This is a genomic window from Photobacterium sp. GSS17, assembly GCF_028621875.1.
GTDB classification, from domain to species: Bacteria; Pseudomonadota; Gammaproteobacteria; order Enterobacterales; family Vibrionaceae; genus Photobacterium; species Photobacterium ganghwense.
In genome coordinates, this window is record NZ_CP117517.1 from 1,140,102 (window position 1) to 1,154,326 (window position 14,225).

A 14,225-nucleotide genomic window follows, 5' to 3' on the forward strand; every position below is an offset into this window, starting at 1 on the left:
TAATGTTTTGACCAATTCTTCGGTTGCTTTGTGTCGTTTAGGATTAACGATGCAAATATTGCAACAGGTTAGAGTCTATGCCGACCGAAGAGACTCAAGGACGTACAATCTATGTATCGGAGTTAATGCATGTATAAGAATAAGATTACCCAGGCTCTTCTTCTGGGTGCGGGTATGGCGGTAGCAACCACATCATTTTCTACTCTTGCTGCGAATGTTCCTGCTGGTGTCAAACTGGCTGATAAACAGGAAATGGTTCGTGGCAACGGCACCGAAGTAGAATCCCTGGACCCGCAAAAAGTATCTGGTGTACCAGAATCTAACGTTATCCGTGATCTGCTGGAAGGTCTGGTTAACCAGGATGGTGAAGGCAAGCTGGTTGGCGGTGTTGCTGAATCATGGGAAACAACAGATAACACAACCTGGACCTTCCACCTGCGTAAAGACGCTAAATGGTCTAACGGCGATCCAGTGGTTGCCGGCGATTTCGTATACGCCTGGCGTCGTCTGGCGGATCCGAAAACGGGTTCTCCTTATGCTTCATACCTGGAAATGACAACAATGCAGAACGCATCAGATGTTATTTCTGGCAAAAAATCTCCTGACACACTGGGTGTAGAAGCGGTAGACGCGCACACTCTGAAAGTCACTCTGGAAAAACCCGTTCCATATTTCGTTTCAATGACCGTGCATACTTCTATGAAGCCGGTAAACCAGAAGGTCGTTGAAACGTTCGGTGACAAGTGGACCAGCCCTGAAAATTACGTCAGCAATGGCGCATACGTGCTGGATAACTGGGTAGTGAACGAGCGTATCGTTCTGACGCGCAATGCGAACTACTGGGACAATGCCCACACTGTACTGAACAAAGTCACTTACCTGCCGATCGAAAATCAGGTTGCTGAAATGAACCGCTTCCTGGCCGGTGAAGTAGACGTTACTTATGAAATGCCAAACGAGCACTTCAGCCGTCTGGTGAAAGAGCATCCGGAAGATGTCAAAGTGACACCTTACCTGTGTTCTTACTACTACGAGTTCAACACGGCGAAAGCACCGTTTGATAACGAGAAAGTACGTAAAGCACTGTCTTATGCAATCGATCGTGACGTTATTGCCAAATTCATCGTTGGTAAAGGTGAAACACCAGCCTACAACTTCACGCCACTGGCGACCAATGGTCTGGAAGTTGAAATGCCTGACTACTCTAAGCTGTCTCAGAAAGAGCGCGTAGAGAAAGCAAAAGCCCTGCTGGCTGAAGCGGGTTACGGCAAAGATAACCCACTGAAATTCGATCTGCTGTACAACACCAGTGAAAACCACAAGAAGATTGCGGTCGCTATCGCGTCTATGTGGAAGAAAAACCTGGGCGTGACAGCAGTGCTGGAAAACCAGGAGTGGAAGAGCTATCTGGACAGCAAGCGTCAGGGTAACTTCGACGTTTCCCGTGCCGGCTGGTGTGGTGACTACAACGAAGCATCTACCTTCCTGGCAATCATGCGTGATGGCCACTCTCAGAACTATCCGAAGTACACTAGCCAGTCTTACGACAAAAAACTGGACCTGGCACTGACTGCTGCATCTGACGCAGACCGTTCAAGTGCTTACAAAGATGCGGAATCACTGCTGGCGAAAGACATGCCTATCATGCCTATCTACCACTATGTGAACGCACGTCTGGTAAATCCTAAGCTAGGCGGTTACCCAGAGCGTAACCCTGAAGATAACATCTTCAGTAAAGACCTCTACATCATCGCTGACTAATTCATAGTTACTATAAGCAATGATCCTTTATGCACTGCTCTCAGGAAGAGAGCAGTGCAGCTTTGGTATTTTTATACCAGTTGATTTGACTGTCACAGACTGATGAACGGTGGAGTTTATGATTAAATTCATCGCTAAACGGATTTTTGAAGCAATACCGACCCTGTTGGTGTTAATTACAATTTCCTTCTTCCTGATGCGCTTTGCACCAGGTAACCCTTTCTCAAGTGAGCGCCCGCTTCCGCCGGAAGTGATGGCGAATATTGAAGCCAAATACGGCTTGGATAAACCGGTATTTGATCAGTACACCACATACCTGACCAATATCGTCCAGGGTGACTTCGGCCCGTCATTTAAATACAAAGATTTCACCGTTAATGAGCTGGTTTCTGAAGCCTTGCCGGTATCGGCAAAAATCGGTTTCTTTGCGTTTATCTTTGCTCTGGTAATGGGGGTCACGGTCGGTACCATTGCCGCCCTGAAACAGAATAGCTGGGTGGATTACTGCATTATGTCGACGGCGATGGCCGGGGTAGTGATGCCGTCCTTTATCCTCGCGCCGGTACTGATTTACATTTTCTCCATCAACCTGGGCTGGTTGCCGGCGGGTGGCTGGAACGACGGTTCTACAAAATTTGTGCTGCTGCCGATGATCGGCATGTCGCTGCTTTACGTGGCGACATTCGCCCGTATTACCCGTGGTAGCATGATTGAAACGCTAAACAGTAACTTCATCCGTACTGCACGTGCGAAGGGACTGAGCTACACCTACATCATCCTGAAGCATGCTCTGAAACCAGCGATGCTGCCCGTGGTGTCATACATGGGTCCGGCTTTTGTCGGCATCATCACAGGTTCTGTGGTTATCGAAACTATCTTTGGTCTGCCGGGTATCGGTAAGTTGTTCGTGAATGCTGCCTTTAACCGCGATTACTCGCTGGTTCTGGGTATCACTATCCTGATCGGGACACTAACGATTATTTTCAACGCCGTGGTTGATATTGTGCTGGCGTACATTGATCCGAAGATTCGTTACTAAGAGGCCAACAGATGATGCTTACTAAAAAAGAAAACGTGAAGGCCGTTGAAAATTTTTCCGAGCAGTTGGAAATTGAAGGCCGTAGCTTATGGCAGGATGCCCGCATTCGATTCACCCGCAACCGTGCGGCCATGGTGAGCCTGGCGATCCTGTTCCTGATTTCTCTGGCCGTGATTTTTGGCCCGATGTTTAGTCAGTACGCATTTGATGATACTGACTGGTACGCGTTGCATAGCGCGCCAAGTTTGGGTCCGGAAGGGCACTTCTTCGGGACGGACAGCCTGGGGCGTGACCTCTACACCCGTACCCTGATCGGCGGTCGAATCTCATTGATGGTCGGTATCATGGGCGCGCTGGTGGCCGTGATTATCGGTACACTTTACGGTGCGGCCTCTGGTTTCATCGGTGGCCGAACAGACCGCATCATGATGCGTATTCTGGAAATCCTGTACTCCATTCCGTTCATGTTCTTCGTGATCGTGCTGGTAACATTCTTTGGCCGAAACATCATGCTGATTTTCGTGGCAATCGGGGCCATTTCTTGGCTCGATATGGCGCGTATCGTGCGTGGTCAGACACTGTCGCTGCGCAGCAAAGAGTTCATCGAGGCCGCGCATGTTTCAGGCGTAAGCAAATGGCGCATCATTACCCGCCATATCGTGCCTAACGTACTGGGTATCGTTGCTGTTTATTCCACGCTGCTGGTACCGTCAATGATTTTGACAGAATCCTTCCTCAGCTTCCTGGGCCTTGGGGTACAAGAGCCAATGACCAGTTGGGGCGCATTGCTGCAAGAAGGCTCACAGACAATGGAAGTGGCGATTTGGCAATTGATGTTCCCTGCCGCCTTTATGGTGGTGACCCTGTTCTGCTTTAACTATGTGGGTGACGGATTGCGTGACGCACTGGATCCGAAAGACAGATAACAATAATAAGACGCCCGTCGGCCTGACGGCTTAACTGACCGTTCAGGCTGAAGGTGAAGAGTTATAAGGAAGTATTATGAGCTTATTAGATGTCAAAGATCTACGCGTAGAGTTTAAGACTCAGGATGGCATTGTCACCGCGGTAAACGATCTGAACTTCTCTCTGAAACAGGGTGAAACCCTGGGTATTGTTGGCGAATCAGGCTCAGGTAAGAGCCAGACCGTCTTTGCTATCATGGGATTACTAGCGAAAAACGGCGTGATCTCTGGCAGTGCCAAATTTGAAGGCCGTGAGATCCTGAACCTGCCGGAAAAAGAGCTGAATAAGATCCGGGCAGAACAAATCGCCATGATTTTCCAGGATCCGATGACCTCCCTGAACCCGTACATGAAAGTCAGCGATCAGCTGATGGAAGTCCTGATGTTGCACAAAGGGATGGGTAAAGCAGAAGCGTTTGAAGAAAGCGTACGTATGCTGGAAGCGGTGAAAATTCCTGAAGCCCGCAAGCGTATCACTATGTACCCGCACGAGTTTTCCGGCGGTATGCGTCAGCGTGTGATGATCGCTATGGCGCTGCTGTGTCGTCCTAAACTGCTGATTGCCGATGAGCCGACTACCGCTCTCGACGTGACCGTTCAGGCGCAGATCATGGAACTGCTGAACGAGCTGAAGAGCGACTTTAATACGGCGATCATTATGATCACTCACGATCTGGGTGTGGTAGCCGGTAGTTGTGACAAAGTGCTGGTCATGTATGCCGGACGTACCATGGAGTACGGCAAAATCGATGAGATTTTCTATAAGCCAGCACACCCGTACACCGAAGGCCTGCTAAAAGCGATCCCGCGTCTGGATACGGAAGGAGAAGAACTGCCGACAATCCCGGGTAATCCGCCAAACCTTCTGCGTCTGCCAGTTGGCTGTCCGTATCAGGAGCGTTGCCACCGGGCATCCAGCCGCTGTTCGCAGGAGGCGCCTGCGCTGGAAGCGTTTGCCGATGGCCGCTTACGTGCTTGTTTTTCTGATGTGGGGACATGGTAATGGATGTACAAAAGAACCTGCTGCTGGATATTACAGATCTGAAAGTTCACTTTGATATTGCCCAGAAATCGGCCTGGCCGTGGACCAAACCTCTCAAGCTGAAAGCCGTGGATGGGGTCGGTATTCGCCTTTACGAAGGTGAAACGCTGGGGGTCGTGGGCGAGTCTGGTTGTGGTAAATCGACCTTTGCTCGTGCCGTCATTGGCCTGGTGGAAGCGACTGACGGTAAGGTTGTGTGGTTGGGCCAGGATCTGACTCGGCTGAATCACAAAGAAATGCGTGAAAAGCGTAAAGACATTCAGATGATTTTCCAGGATCCACTGGCATCGCTGAACCCGCGTATGACGGTTGGCGAAATCATTGCTGAGCCGCTAAAAGCGTATTTCCCGGAACTGTCTTCTGATGATGTAAAGCAACAGGTTAAAGCCATGATGGCGAAAGTGGGCCTGCTGCCGAACGTGATTAACCGTTACCCGCACGAATTTTCCGGTGGCCAGTGTCAGCGTATTGGTATTGCCCGCGCCCTGATTCTGAAGCCGAAGCTGATTATCTGTGATGAACCGGTATCTGCTCTGGACGTGTCGATTCAGGCGCAAGTGGTCAACCTGCTGAAATCGCTGCAAAAAGAAATGGGTCTGAGCCTGATTTTCATTGCCCACGACTTGTCAGTGGTGAAACATATTTCTGATCGCGTGATGGTGATGTATCTGGGCAATGCGGTGGAGATGGGAGAAGCGGATGCGTTGTTCACCGAACCTAAGCACCCGTATACCAAAGCGCTGATGTCAGCCGTGCCGATTCCGGATCCGGAGCTCGAACGTAATAAAGAAATCCAGTTGCTGGAAGGCGACTTACCATCGCCAATGAACCCGCCGTCGGGGTGTGTTTTCCGTACACGTTGCCCGGTAGCCACCGCGGCTTGTGCAGAGAAAAAACCACAGCTGGAAGGCACTGACATTCACGCTGTGTCTTGTCTGCATGCCCACTAATCCAAGCCTGTGACAGGCTTTAAGCGCGGCGTCAAAGCCGCGCTTTTTTTATGCCTGTATCCGGCAGGCTAAGCTGTCTTTATTTACTCAACCGGGTACCAGTATCCCTGATTGACCAGCTGGGTCAGCAGGGCAATAAAGGCCGGATGGTCCAACAGTTTACCGAGCATGTTTTGGGTGATGTTTTCTTCATCACACAAATAGGTTGCCGCAACACCGCACTCTTCAGGTAATTCATAAGTCTCACCATTGATGAAGACCACATGTGGTTGCTCCGGGTAATAGAAAGCTCGCAGGCCGCCAAGACGCTTGAGTGCTTCGCCGCTTTCCAGGAACTGGTAAATTTCCGCCTGTTGCCATGGTGGCTCTGCGGCAATCACATCCAGATCATGGCGATTGTTGCTCAGGTGTTCACCCAGCCAGCGACGCATTAGCTGTGGGTGATCCATCAGGCTGCGCAGCATCCCTTCCAGATCGGCAAATTCATTGGCCGGAATGGCACCACTGGCCTTACGGGCATGCAGTTTCGGGTTGTGGTAATGCACATCGCCAATATCATTCGCAATCACATAATCGGCAAAACTGCTCAGCAGTTCCTGTTTCTTCGGCGAACGGAAACCGATAGAGAAGCTCATCGCGGTCTCAATGGCATAGCCGTCATGCGGAAAACCTGGCGGAATATAAAGAATATCGCCAGCTTCCAGAATCTCATCGATGATAGGATCAAACCCTTTGACATGGCGCAGGGCCGGATGACCAAATTCTTCCTCATAGTCATCTTTCTTCGGTCCGACCCGCCAGTGACGTTTGCCGGAACCTTGTACGATAAACACATCGTACTGATCGATATGAGGGCCGACACCACCGCCCGGGGTGGAATAGCTGACCATCAAATCGTCAAACAGCCAACCTGGCAGAGCCCGAAAAGGCGTGACGAGGCGAGCTGCACCTTCGTGCCAGTGGTTAACTGCCTGGACGGTAAACGACCAGTTGTCTTCCGGGACATGGTCAAAGCTGAGCGGCCCGTGCTTCACGTCCCACTCTTTTCCCTGACGGGCAATGTAACGGGAGTCGACTTCTTCTTCCATCGCCAGACCGGCCAGCTCATCCGGGCTGATCGGGTCGATAAAATGCTTGAAGCCGCCTTTGATAATCGTGGGTTTTTTCTGCCAGTATTCGGCCAGAAATTCATCCATTGAGAAGGTGAGTTGATACATATCTGATATATAGCTGACTGTGTAAGCGGGTAGTATACCCGAATGTCGGTAGTTTTATTGTAGAAAGAAAAAGGCCAGCATCGTGCTGGCCTTGAATATAAATTTTTGTATGACGTGATTACAGCTTGTCAGTCAGCTCGATTGCTGCACCGATGTAGTTGGCTGGCGTCATTTCTTTCAGGCGTGCTTTCTCGTGCTCTGGCAGTTCCAGACCATCGATGAAGTTACGCATGCCTTCGCCGTCAACACGCTTACCACGGGTCAGCTCTTTCAGCTTCTCGTAAGGTTTTTCAATGCCGTAGCGACGCATGACTGTCTGAATAGGCTCAGCCAGTACTTCCCAGTTCTTGTCCAGTTCAGCTTCCAGTGCACTGCGGTTCACTTCTAGCTTGCTGATACCTTTCAGGGTAGAAGTGTACGCGATGATCGCGTAGCCACAGCCAACACCCAGGTTACGCAGAACAGTAGAGTCCGTCAGGTCACGCTGCCAGCGAGAAACCGGTAGTTTCTGTGCCAGGTGAGAAAAGATCGCATTGGCCAGACCCAGGTTGCCTTCTGAGTTTTCAAAGTCGATTGGGTTAACTTTGTGCGGCATGGTTGAAGAGCCGATTTCACCAGCGATAGTCTTCTGCTTGAAGTGACCCAGAGCAATGTAGCCCCATACGTCACGGTCGAAGTCCAGCAGGATGGTGTTGAAGCGCGCGAAGGCGTCAAACAGCTCTGCGATGTAGTCGTGCGGTTCGATCTGCGTCGTGTACGGGTTCCAGGTCAGACCCAGAGACGTCACGAACTCTTCGCTGTACTGGTGCCAGTCAATTTCAGGGTACGCAGACAGGTGTGCGTTGTAGTTACCAACAGCACCGTTGATTTTACCCAGGATTTCAACGTTTTCGATTTGCTTGAACTGGCGCTCCATGCGGTACGCCACGTTAGCCATCTCTTTACCCATGGTTGACGGAGAAGCCGGCTGACCGTGAGTACGAGTCAGAAGCGGTACGTCACGGTATTCAGCCGCCAGGCCTTTAATCGCATCAATGACGTTACGCACTTCCGGCAGCATCACGTGCGCGCGCGCTTCGCTCAGCATCAGGGCATGTGACAGGTTGTTGATATCTTCAGACGTACAGGCAAAGTGAATGAACTCGTTCACTGCATGCAGTTCAGGAACTTCAGCAACTTTTTCTTTCAGGAAGTATTCAACAGCTTTTACATCGTGGTTGGTCGTGCGCTCAATGGTTTTGATGCGCATTGCGTCTTCTTCGCTGAACTCAGCAGCAATGCGGTCAAGGAAGGCATTGGCTTCATCACTAAACGCAGGAACTTCCACGATAGCATCAGTAGCGGCCAGTTTTTGCAGCCAGCGGATCTCAACGATGGTGCGGTACTTTAGCAGACCAAATTCACTGAAAATGCTGCGAAGGGCACTCGTTTTACTTCCGTAACGGCCATCTACCGGGGAAACAGCAGTCAATGCTGACAGTTCCATGTTGCTCTCTCCTGATTTTTGAGGTTTAAACAAGGTATAACTGAGGGTCCTGCCAAGCTGAATGGCACTCAGCAGGACTTTTTTATCTCAGGCCGCCAATCGACGGGCGACCTAACGCTTTTTGTTGTATCGCAATCGGTATTGCTTTTTGAGTCGTTGATTAGCTGCGAGCCAGCAGAATTTTCGCCTGCTCAACCATCTGCTTCCGACCAAAGATTAGGTGGCGGCGTTTACCACCAACCTGACGCCACAGCACTGCGGCACGAATTGCGGCAAGAAGCAGGGCACGGACTTTATGCTGAACACTTTGCTGCTGCAGGTGTGCCGGGGTACCGGTCACCTGAATTCGCGGGCCCAGCGGGCTAATGATGTCCAGGTAAATACTGGCCAGGTTGCTGATCATCTGATCTTCCATCAGCTCGAAATGTTCGATCTGACGCTTCGCAGTATCAATGCGATCACCCAGCTGAGCCATACTGTCGCGGCGGCTGGCCAGTTTGCGTTCCAGAGCCATAATACTGACCAGATAGCGGGTCAGCTCATTGCCTGACGGTGTATTGTCAATTTCAGATACCAGTGCTTCCAGACCCAGGCGAAGTTTGGATTCCTGGCCGTAGATTTCCAGGGTATTGGACGGGTCAGTCACCATGATGCTGTTCAGGCACGCTTCCAGCGCGTCATCATCACAGTGGCCGTCACGGGCGACTTTCTGAACAAGCTTTACTGCCTGGCAAATAGCTGCGAATGCAATAGTACGGTCATATAAAGTGTGTGCCACGTGTATCAACTCCCTTAGATACGCTTCTCGATAATCCCGCCACCCAGGCAGATTTCACCGTCATAAAAAACGGCAGACTGGCCTGGTGTTACCGCGATTTGCGGCTCATCAAAAATCACCTTGATGGTTTCATCATCCACTGGGATAACGGTACAAGGAATGTCCTGCTGGCGGTAACGGGTCTTCACTGTACAAGTGCGCGGTTCACGGATTGGTTGACGGTCAACCCAGTGCAGCTGCGAGGCAATCAGGCCTAAAGACTGCAGACGAGGGTGGTCTTTACCCTGGCCTACGATCAGTACATTGCGTTCTACATCTTTGTCGACAACGTACCAAGGATCTTCGTTACCGTTGCCGCCTTTCTGGCCACCGATGTGCAGACCTTTACGCTGCCCCAGGGTGTGGTACATCAGCCCTTGGTGCTCACCGATTTCGTTGCCTTCTGCCGTTTCAATCTTACCCGGCTGGGCTGGCAGGTACTTGCTCAGAAATTCAGTGAATTTACGCTCACCGATGAAGCAGATACCTGTGGAATCTTTTTTCTTCGCGGTAACCAGACCTTGCTCTTCTGCAATGCGGCGTACTTCTGTTTTCTCCAGTTCACCAACCGGGAACAGGCTGCGTGCGATTTGCTCGTGGCTCAGTGTGTACAGGAAGTAGCTTTGGTCTTTGTTATTGTCGACGCCGCGTAGCATCTGCACTTTTTCACCTTCAGCCGGGAAAGAGCGGCGGGTGTAGTGACCCATGGCGATGTAGTCGGCATCCAGCACTTCGTCGGCAAACTCGAGAAATGCTTTGAATTTGATTTCTTTGTTGCAAAGAATGTCTGGGTTCGGTGTCCGGCCTGCTTTGTATTCTGCCAGGAAGTACTCAAACACATTGTCCCAGTATTCAGCGGCAAAGTTGATGGTGTGCAGGGGGATACCCAGTTTGTCACATACAGCTTGCGCATCAGCGAGATCTTCCGCTGCTGAGCAATATTCATCGTTGTCGTCTTCTTCCCAGTTCTTCATGAACAGGCCTTCAACCTGGTAGCCCTGTTGAAGCAGCAGGTAAGCGGACACCGAGGAATCAACGCCGCCGGACATACCGACAATGACTTTTTTCTGGCTGTTATCTGACATAATTCTCTTCAGTCGTTAAGAAAGTTAAGAGCGTGATTCTAACAGAAAGCTTTTTACCGAAACAGAGCGAGAGCAGAATCACACTTTAATTATTTAACTGACTCAAATCAGTGGTTCAGAACCCACTGACGCAAACGTTTGCTTTTGTTGCGGCAATGATAGTTGAGTGAATTTGAAATGTGTAGTTTTTTTCGTCCTTGTAGCGGAAAAAACTAAGAAATGTGGTGTGGCAGCAAAGCCAATCACAAAATCCTCGTGTGATTGGCTTTTTTGTCACGCTGGCTCTGTTTCTGATTCAAGCAAATGACCGGGCATATGAAAGCCCGGCCAGCAGATTAGCGAGACACTTTGTTAAAGTGACACTTCGCGCCACTCGCCTGGAGCCAGATCATCGACGGTCCAGTCAGCCATGCGATAGCGAATCAGGCGCAGGGTCGGATGGCCGATATGAGCCGTCATTCGACGAACCTGGCGGTTACGGCCTTCCTTTAGGGTGATGGCTAACCAGGTTGTCGGAATGTTCTTCCGCTCCCGGATAGGCGGGTTACGTGGCCAGATTCCCGGTTCAGTCATGCGCTCGATTTGCGCAGGCAGGGTAGGACCGTCTTTCAATGTGACGCCGTGGCGAAGTTCGTTCAGGGCATCTTCGCTCGGCTCTCCTTCTACCTGTACCCAGTAGGTTTTTGGCTGCTTCGAGGACGGTTGGGTCAGACGTGCCTGCAAAATGCCGTCATTGGTCAGAACCAGCAAACCTTCACTGTCTTTATCCAGCCGACCTGCCGGGTAAACGTCACGCACCGGGATAAAATCTGCCAGTGTTTGATCGCCGGGTTCACCGGTAAATTGAGTTAAAACGTTATAAGGTTTGTTAAATAATATGATTTTCTGTGGCCCTTGCGGACGGCGAGGGCGATTAACATTTCTTGATGGTCGACGCGCAAAATTGGAACGTTTAGGTTGACGCATTGAGGTGTTTGGCTTCATAACTAGCGAGCTGTAAAAGGGTAAAATAATCGACCTGCCTATTATACCGCGAAAAATTGCTGAGTGGCGTTTCGATATTTTTTCAAGTATTATTTGCGCGCATCTTACAAAAAGATAACAAATGGACGCTAGGAGATTTAAATGGATAGTAAAGTAGTTGTACCAGCTGAAGGTCAGAAGATTACCCTGGATTCTGAAGGTAGACTGGTCGTCCCTAACACCCCTATCATCCCATTCATTGAAGGTGATGGTATCGGTGTTGATGTCACCCCAGCCATGATTAAAGTGGTTGATGCCGCAGTTGCTAAAGCTTACGCCGGTGATCGTAAAATTTCCTGGATGGAAATCTACACTGGTGAAAAATCAACGCATGTATACGGTGAAGATGCCTGGCTTCCGCAAGAGACGCTAGATTTTATTCGTGAATACAAAGTTGCTATTAAAGGTCCTCTGACTACGCCAGTTGGCGGTGGTATCCGTTCTCTGAACGTTGCACTGCGCCAGGAGCTGGACCTGTACATCTGTGCCCGTCCTGTACGTTACTTCGACGGTGTTCCAAGCCCTCTGAAACAACCAGAACTGACTGACATGGTTATCTACCGTGAAAACTCAGAAGATATCTACGCTGGTGTTGAATTCAAAGCGGGTACAGAAGAAGCTGATAAAGTTATCAAATTCCTGAAAGAAGAAATGGGCGCAACAAAGATCCGTTTCCCTCAGCAGTGTGGTATCGGTATCAAACCAATTTCTGAAGAAGGCACTAAGCGCCTTATTCGTGCAGCACTTCAGTACACTATCGACAACGATCGTGACTCACTGACTATCGTTCACAAAGGTAACATCATGAAGTTCACCGAAGGTGCCTTCAAAGATTGGGGTTACGAAGTGGCGGCAGAGTTCGGTGCAGAGCTGCTGGACGGTGGTCCATGGATGACTCTGAAAAATCCAAAGACCGGCAAAGAAATCATCATCAAAGACAGCATCGCTGACGCATTCCTGCAGCAAATCCTGCTGCGTCCAGCTGAGTACGATGTGATTGCAACCATGAACCTGAACGGTGACTACATCTCTGATGCACTGGCTGCGCAGGTGGGTGGTATCGGTATTGCACCGGGTGCAAACATTGGTGATGGCGTTGCACTGTTCGAAGCGACTCACGGTACTGCACCTAAGTATGCGGGTCAGGATAAAGTAAACCCAGGTTCACTGATCCTGTCTGCTGAAATGATGCTGCGTCACCTGGGTTGGACAGAAGCTGCTGACCTGATCATCGAGTCAATGGAAGCTGCCATCCGTAACAAGACTGTGACTTATGACTTCGAGCGTCTGATGGAAGGTGCTACTTTGCGTAAGTGTTCTGAATTTGCCAACGACATGATTGAGCAAATGTAAGCTGAACATCTTGTAATAAGCATAATAAGCCCGGCATTAATGCCGGGCTTTTTTATTGGCGTTGCTGAAACGCAGTCTATGCATTTTGCCGGCGATTCTTTTTTGAGCGATGACTCTTTTGAGTGATACGTCTTTGAGTGAATAGTTGGCGTAAATGGTTGTGTGAAAAATGCGCGACATATGAATGGAAAGATAAACAGCAAAGCTGTATAAATAGGGCTTTTTGTTTAAATAATGTTAAATTTAAACAATTGGATTAGGATCACCGTTATTTAATAATTATTCATTTGTCAGTTTCAGTGCTGATGAATGAGATAGCAAAAAACTCCGAGGCCGGATGGCGCTAGCACTGAAAACCCGAACAATAAAAAAGACAGGCTTTGGCCTGTCTTTCATGTACCGAATAGAGAACTGTAATTGCGAGGTCACTTCGCGGCGTCGAGTTGGACCGGAACTATTTCCTTTGCATGGAAACCTTTTGGACCCGTCTCTACAGTGTAGTTGACCTGCTGGCCCGCTTTAAGTGTCCGGTAGCCGTCCATTTGGATAGTTGAATAGTGCGCAAAGATGTCACCCTCACCGGTTTCCGGACAGATGAAACCAAACCCTTTCGCGTTGTTGAACCATTTAACTGTACCTGTTGCCATGCTATACATCCTTCTGTGCATTCAAGTTCCATTTTGCATTAGTTTGCCGATCCTTTTTATCATGCATTGCATACTAATGCTAATTTGATGCAGTGAGTATCTACTACAAGTTACACTCTAGTAAAAAAATATAGACAGTCAAGTGCATATTGTAACAATCTCATAAAATACCAGTTGGTGAAAAAAAAGACGATGAATGCAGTTGAAAGCTCTGAAAAGGAAGTAAAACTCAGTCATTAGTCTGTACGCTATTTTCTGTCGTAAAATATCCCTCCTTTAAGGCGGTTTTCCCGCGTCAGGTCACCGTCTTATTGGCGGTTTTTCGGCATTATCGTAGTCATCTCTTAGTTGCTGGAATACAATGAGTGCATTAGTCTGAATATAGTGATAGGAAAACTGCGGTCGAAATCGCCACATACACTTAGTCCTAGCTTAAGTTGTTGTTTATTGGTGGACTATTCCTATCGTACTGGTAAGTTAAGGTTATGAGTAAGTTATACGAGTGGATCGTTCCGGAATCCGATATTCTGGAAGACGAGGAAACCCGGGTTAAGCCCCCATCGATGTACAAAGTAATTTTAAATAATGATGATTACACACCGATGGATTTTGTGATAGAAGTGTTACAGAAGTTCTTCTCCATGGATTTGGAGAAATCCACACAGTTGATGCTAACTGTGCATTATGAAGGGAAGGCCGTATGCGGCACCTTCACAGCCGAAGTCGCCGAGACCAAGGTTGCTCAGGTAATGATGTATGCAAGGGAGCATGAACATCCGCTACTGTGTACGATGGAAAAAGCTTAGGCTTTTTTCGGCACGCCATAATTGAGTGGTATTT

At 49.3% G+C, this 14,225-nt stretch carries 13 protein-coding genes; 7 read left to right on the forward strand and 6 right to left on the reverse strand.

Going from position 1 to position 14,225, the window contains the following annotated elements; all coding sequences use genetic code 11:
• The first annotated feature begins 129 nt into the window (after nt 1-129).
• The 5 genes from PGW97_RS05130 to oppF all read left to right on the forward strand — a co-directional run bounded on the left by PGW97_RS05130 (nt 130) and on the right by oppF (nt 5,757).
• Nucleotides 130-1,761 (forward strand): ABC transporter substrate-binding protein, encoded by a 1,632-nt coding sequence (locus PGW97_RS05130; protein WP_047884062.1) that lies wholly within the window; start codon nt 130-132, stop codon nt 1,759-1,761.
• Between the two features lie 118 nt (nt 1,762-1,879).
• On the forward strand, nt 1,880-2,800 hold the full coding sequence (gene oppB, locus PGW97_RS05135) for an oligopeptide ABC transporter permease OppB (RefSeq protein WP_047884063.1): 921 nt from the start codon (nt 1,880-1,882) through the stop codon (nt 2,798-2,800).
• Between the two features lie 14 nt (nt 2,801-2,814).
• Nucleotides 2,815-3,726: an oligopeptide ABC transporter permease OppC gene (oppC, locus tag PGW97_RS05140; RefSeq protein ID WP_047884217.1), complete on the forward strand. Its 912-nt coding sequence runs from the start codon at nt 2,815-2,817 to the stop codon at nt 3,724-3,726.
• Nucleotides 3,727-3,802: 76 nt separating this feature from the next.
• Nucleotides 3,803-4,768, forward strand: coding sequence for an ABC transporter ATP-binding protein (locus PGW97_RS05145; RefSeq protein WP_273859043.1), 966 nt, complete (start codon nt 3,803-3,805; stop codon nt 4,766-4,768).
• On the forward strand, nt 4,768-5,757 hold the full coding sequence (gene oppF, locus PGW97_RS05150) for a murein tripeptide/oligopeptide ABC transporter ATP binding protein OppF (RefSeq protein ID WP_047884065.1): 990 nt from the start codon (nt 4,768-4,770) through the stop codon (nt 5,755-5,757). The genes PGW97_RS05145 and oppF overlap by 1 nt, the downstream gene beginning before the upstream one ends.
• 83 nt (nt 5,758-5,840) lie before the next feature.
• Here oppF and PGW97_RS05155 read toward each other — a convergent pair whose 3' ends face one another.
• The 5 genes from PGW97_RS05155 to rluE all read right to left on the reverse strand — a co-directional run bounded on the left by PGW97_RS05155 (nt 5,841) and on the right by rluE (nt 11,346).
• On the reverse strand, nt 5,841-6,974 hold the full coding sequence (locus PGW97_RS05155; protein ID WP_273859046.1) for a ribosomal protein uL16 3-hydroxylase: 1,134 nt from the start codon (nt 6,972-6,974) through the stop codon (nt 5,841-5,843).
• A gap of 118 nt (nt 6,975-7,092) precedes the next feature.
• Nucleotides 7,093-8,460: an adenylosuccinate lyase gene (purB, locus tag PGW97_RS05160; RefSeq protein ID WP_047884067.1), complete on the reverse strand. Its 1,368-nt coding sequence runs from the start codon at nt 8,458-8,460 to the stop codon at nt 7,093-7,095.
• A 160-nt stretch (nt 8,461-8,620) separates the two neighbouring features.
• Entirely contained in the window at nt 8,621-9,238 is a 618-nt protein-coding gene (hflD, locus tag PGW97_RS05165; RefSeq protein WP_047884068.1) for a high frequency lysogenization protein HflD, read from the reverse strand.
• Nucleotides 9,239-9,252: 14 nt separating this feature from the next.
• Nucleotides 9,253-10,362 carry a tRNA 2-thiouridine(34) synthase MnmA gene (gene mnmA / locus PGW97_RS05170; protein ID WP_047884069.1) on the reverse strand — a complete coding sequence of 370 codons (1,110 nt, stop codon included), beginning with the start codon at nt 10,360-10,362 and terminating at the stop codon, nt 9,253-9,255.
• Between the two features lie 351 nt (nt 10,363-10,713).
• Nucleotides 10,714-11,346 (reverse strand): 23S rRNA pseudouridine(2457) synthase RluE, encoded by a 633-nt coding sequence (gene rluE, locus PGW97_RS05175; RefSeq protein ID WP_047884070.1) that lies wholly within the window; start codon nt 11,344-11,346, stop codon nt 10,714-10,716.
• Nucleotides 11,347-11,487: 141 nt separating this feature from the next.
• Between rluE and icd the strand changes: the two genes are divergently transcribed.
• Nucleotides 11,488-12,738: an NADP-dependent isocitrate dehydrogenase gene (icd, locus tag PGW97_RS05180; protein ID WP_047884071.1), complete on the forward strand. Its 1,251-nt coding sequence runs from the start codon at nt 11,488-11,490 to the stop codon at nt 12,736-12,738.
• Between the two features lie 425 nt (nt 12,739-13,163).
• On the opposite strand, the gene cspD is transcribed toward icd, so the two are convergent.
• Entirely contained in the window at nt 13,164-13,385 is a 222-nt protein-coding gene (gene cspD / locus PGW97_RS05185; protein ID WP_047884072.1) for a cold shock domain-containing protein CspD, read from the reverse strand.
• Between the two features lie 485 nt (nt 13,386-13,870).
• On the opposite strand from cspD, the gene clpS reads away from it, so the two are divergent.
• Entirely contained in the window at nt 13,871-14,191 is a 321-nt protein-coding gene (gene clpS / locus PGW97_RS05190; RefSeq protein ID WP_047884073.1) for an ATP-dependent Clp protease adapter ClpS, read from the forward strand.
• The last annotated feature ends 34 nt before the right edge of the window (nt 14,192-14,225 follow it).

What these genes read in the sequence shown, in the direction of transcription:
- PGW97_RS05130 (WP_047884062.1), top strand. Translation starts at nt 130, where the DNA reads ATGTATAAGAATAAGATTACCCAGGCTCTTCTTCTGGGTGCGGGTATG.
- oppB (WP_047884063.1), top strand. Translation starts at nt 1,880, where the DNA reads ATGATTAAATTCATCGCTAAACGGATTTTTGAAGCAATACCGACCCTG.
- oppC (WP_047884217.1), top strand. Translation starts at nt 2,815, where the DNA reads ATGCTTACTAAAAAAGAAAACGTGAAGGCCGTTGAAAATTTTTCCGAG.
- PGW97_RS05145 (WP_273859043.1), top strand. Translation starts at nt 3,803, where the DNA reads ATGAGCTTATTAGATGTCAAAGATCTACGCGTAGAGTTTAAGACTCAG.
- oppF (WP_047884065.1), top strand. Translation starts at nt 4,768, where the DNA reads ATGGATGTACAAAAGAACCTGCTGCTGGATATTACAGATCTGAAAGTT.
- PGW97_RS05155 (WP_273859046.1), bottom strand. Translation starts at nt 6,974, where the DNA reads ATGTATCAACTCACCTTCTCAATGGATGAATTTCTGGCCGAATACTGG.
- purB (WP_047884067.1), bottom strand. Translation starts at nt 8,460, where the DNA reads ATGGAACTGTCAGCATTGACTGCTGTTTCCCCGGTAGATGGCCGTTAC.
- mnmA (WP_047884069.1), bottom strand. Translation starts at nt 10,362, where the DNA reads ATGTCAGATAACAGCCAGAAAAAAGTCATTGTCGGTATGTCCGGCGGC.
- rluE (WP_047884070.1), bottom strand. Translation starts at nt 11,346, where the DNA reads ATGAAGCCAAACACCTCAATGCGTCAACCTAAACGTTCCAATTTTGCG.
- icd (WP_047884071.1), top strand. Translation starts at nt 11,488, where the DNA reads ATGGATAGTAAAGTAGTTGTACCAGCTGAAGGTCAGAAGATTACCCTG.
- cspD (WP_047884072.1), bottom strand. Translation starts at nt 13,385, where the DNA reads ATGGCAACAGGTACAGTTAAATGGTTCAACAACGCGAAAGGGTTTGGT.
- clpS (WP_047884073.1), top strand. Translation starts at nt 13,871, where the DNA reads ATGAGTAAGTTATACGAGTGGATCGTTCCGGAATCCGATATTCTGGAA.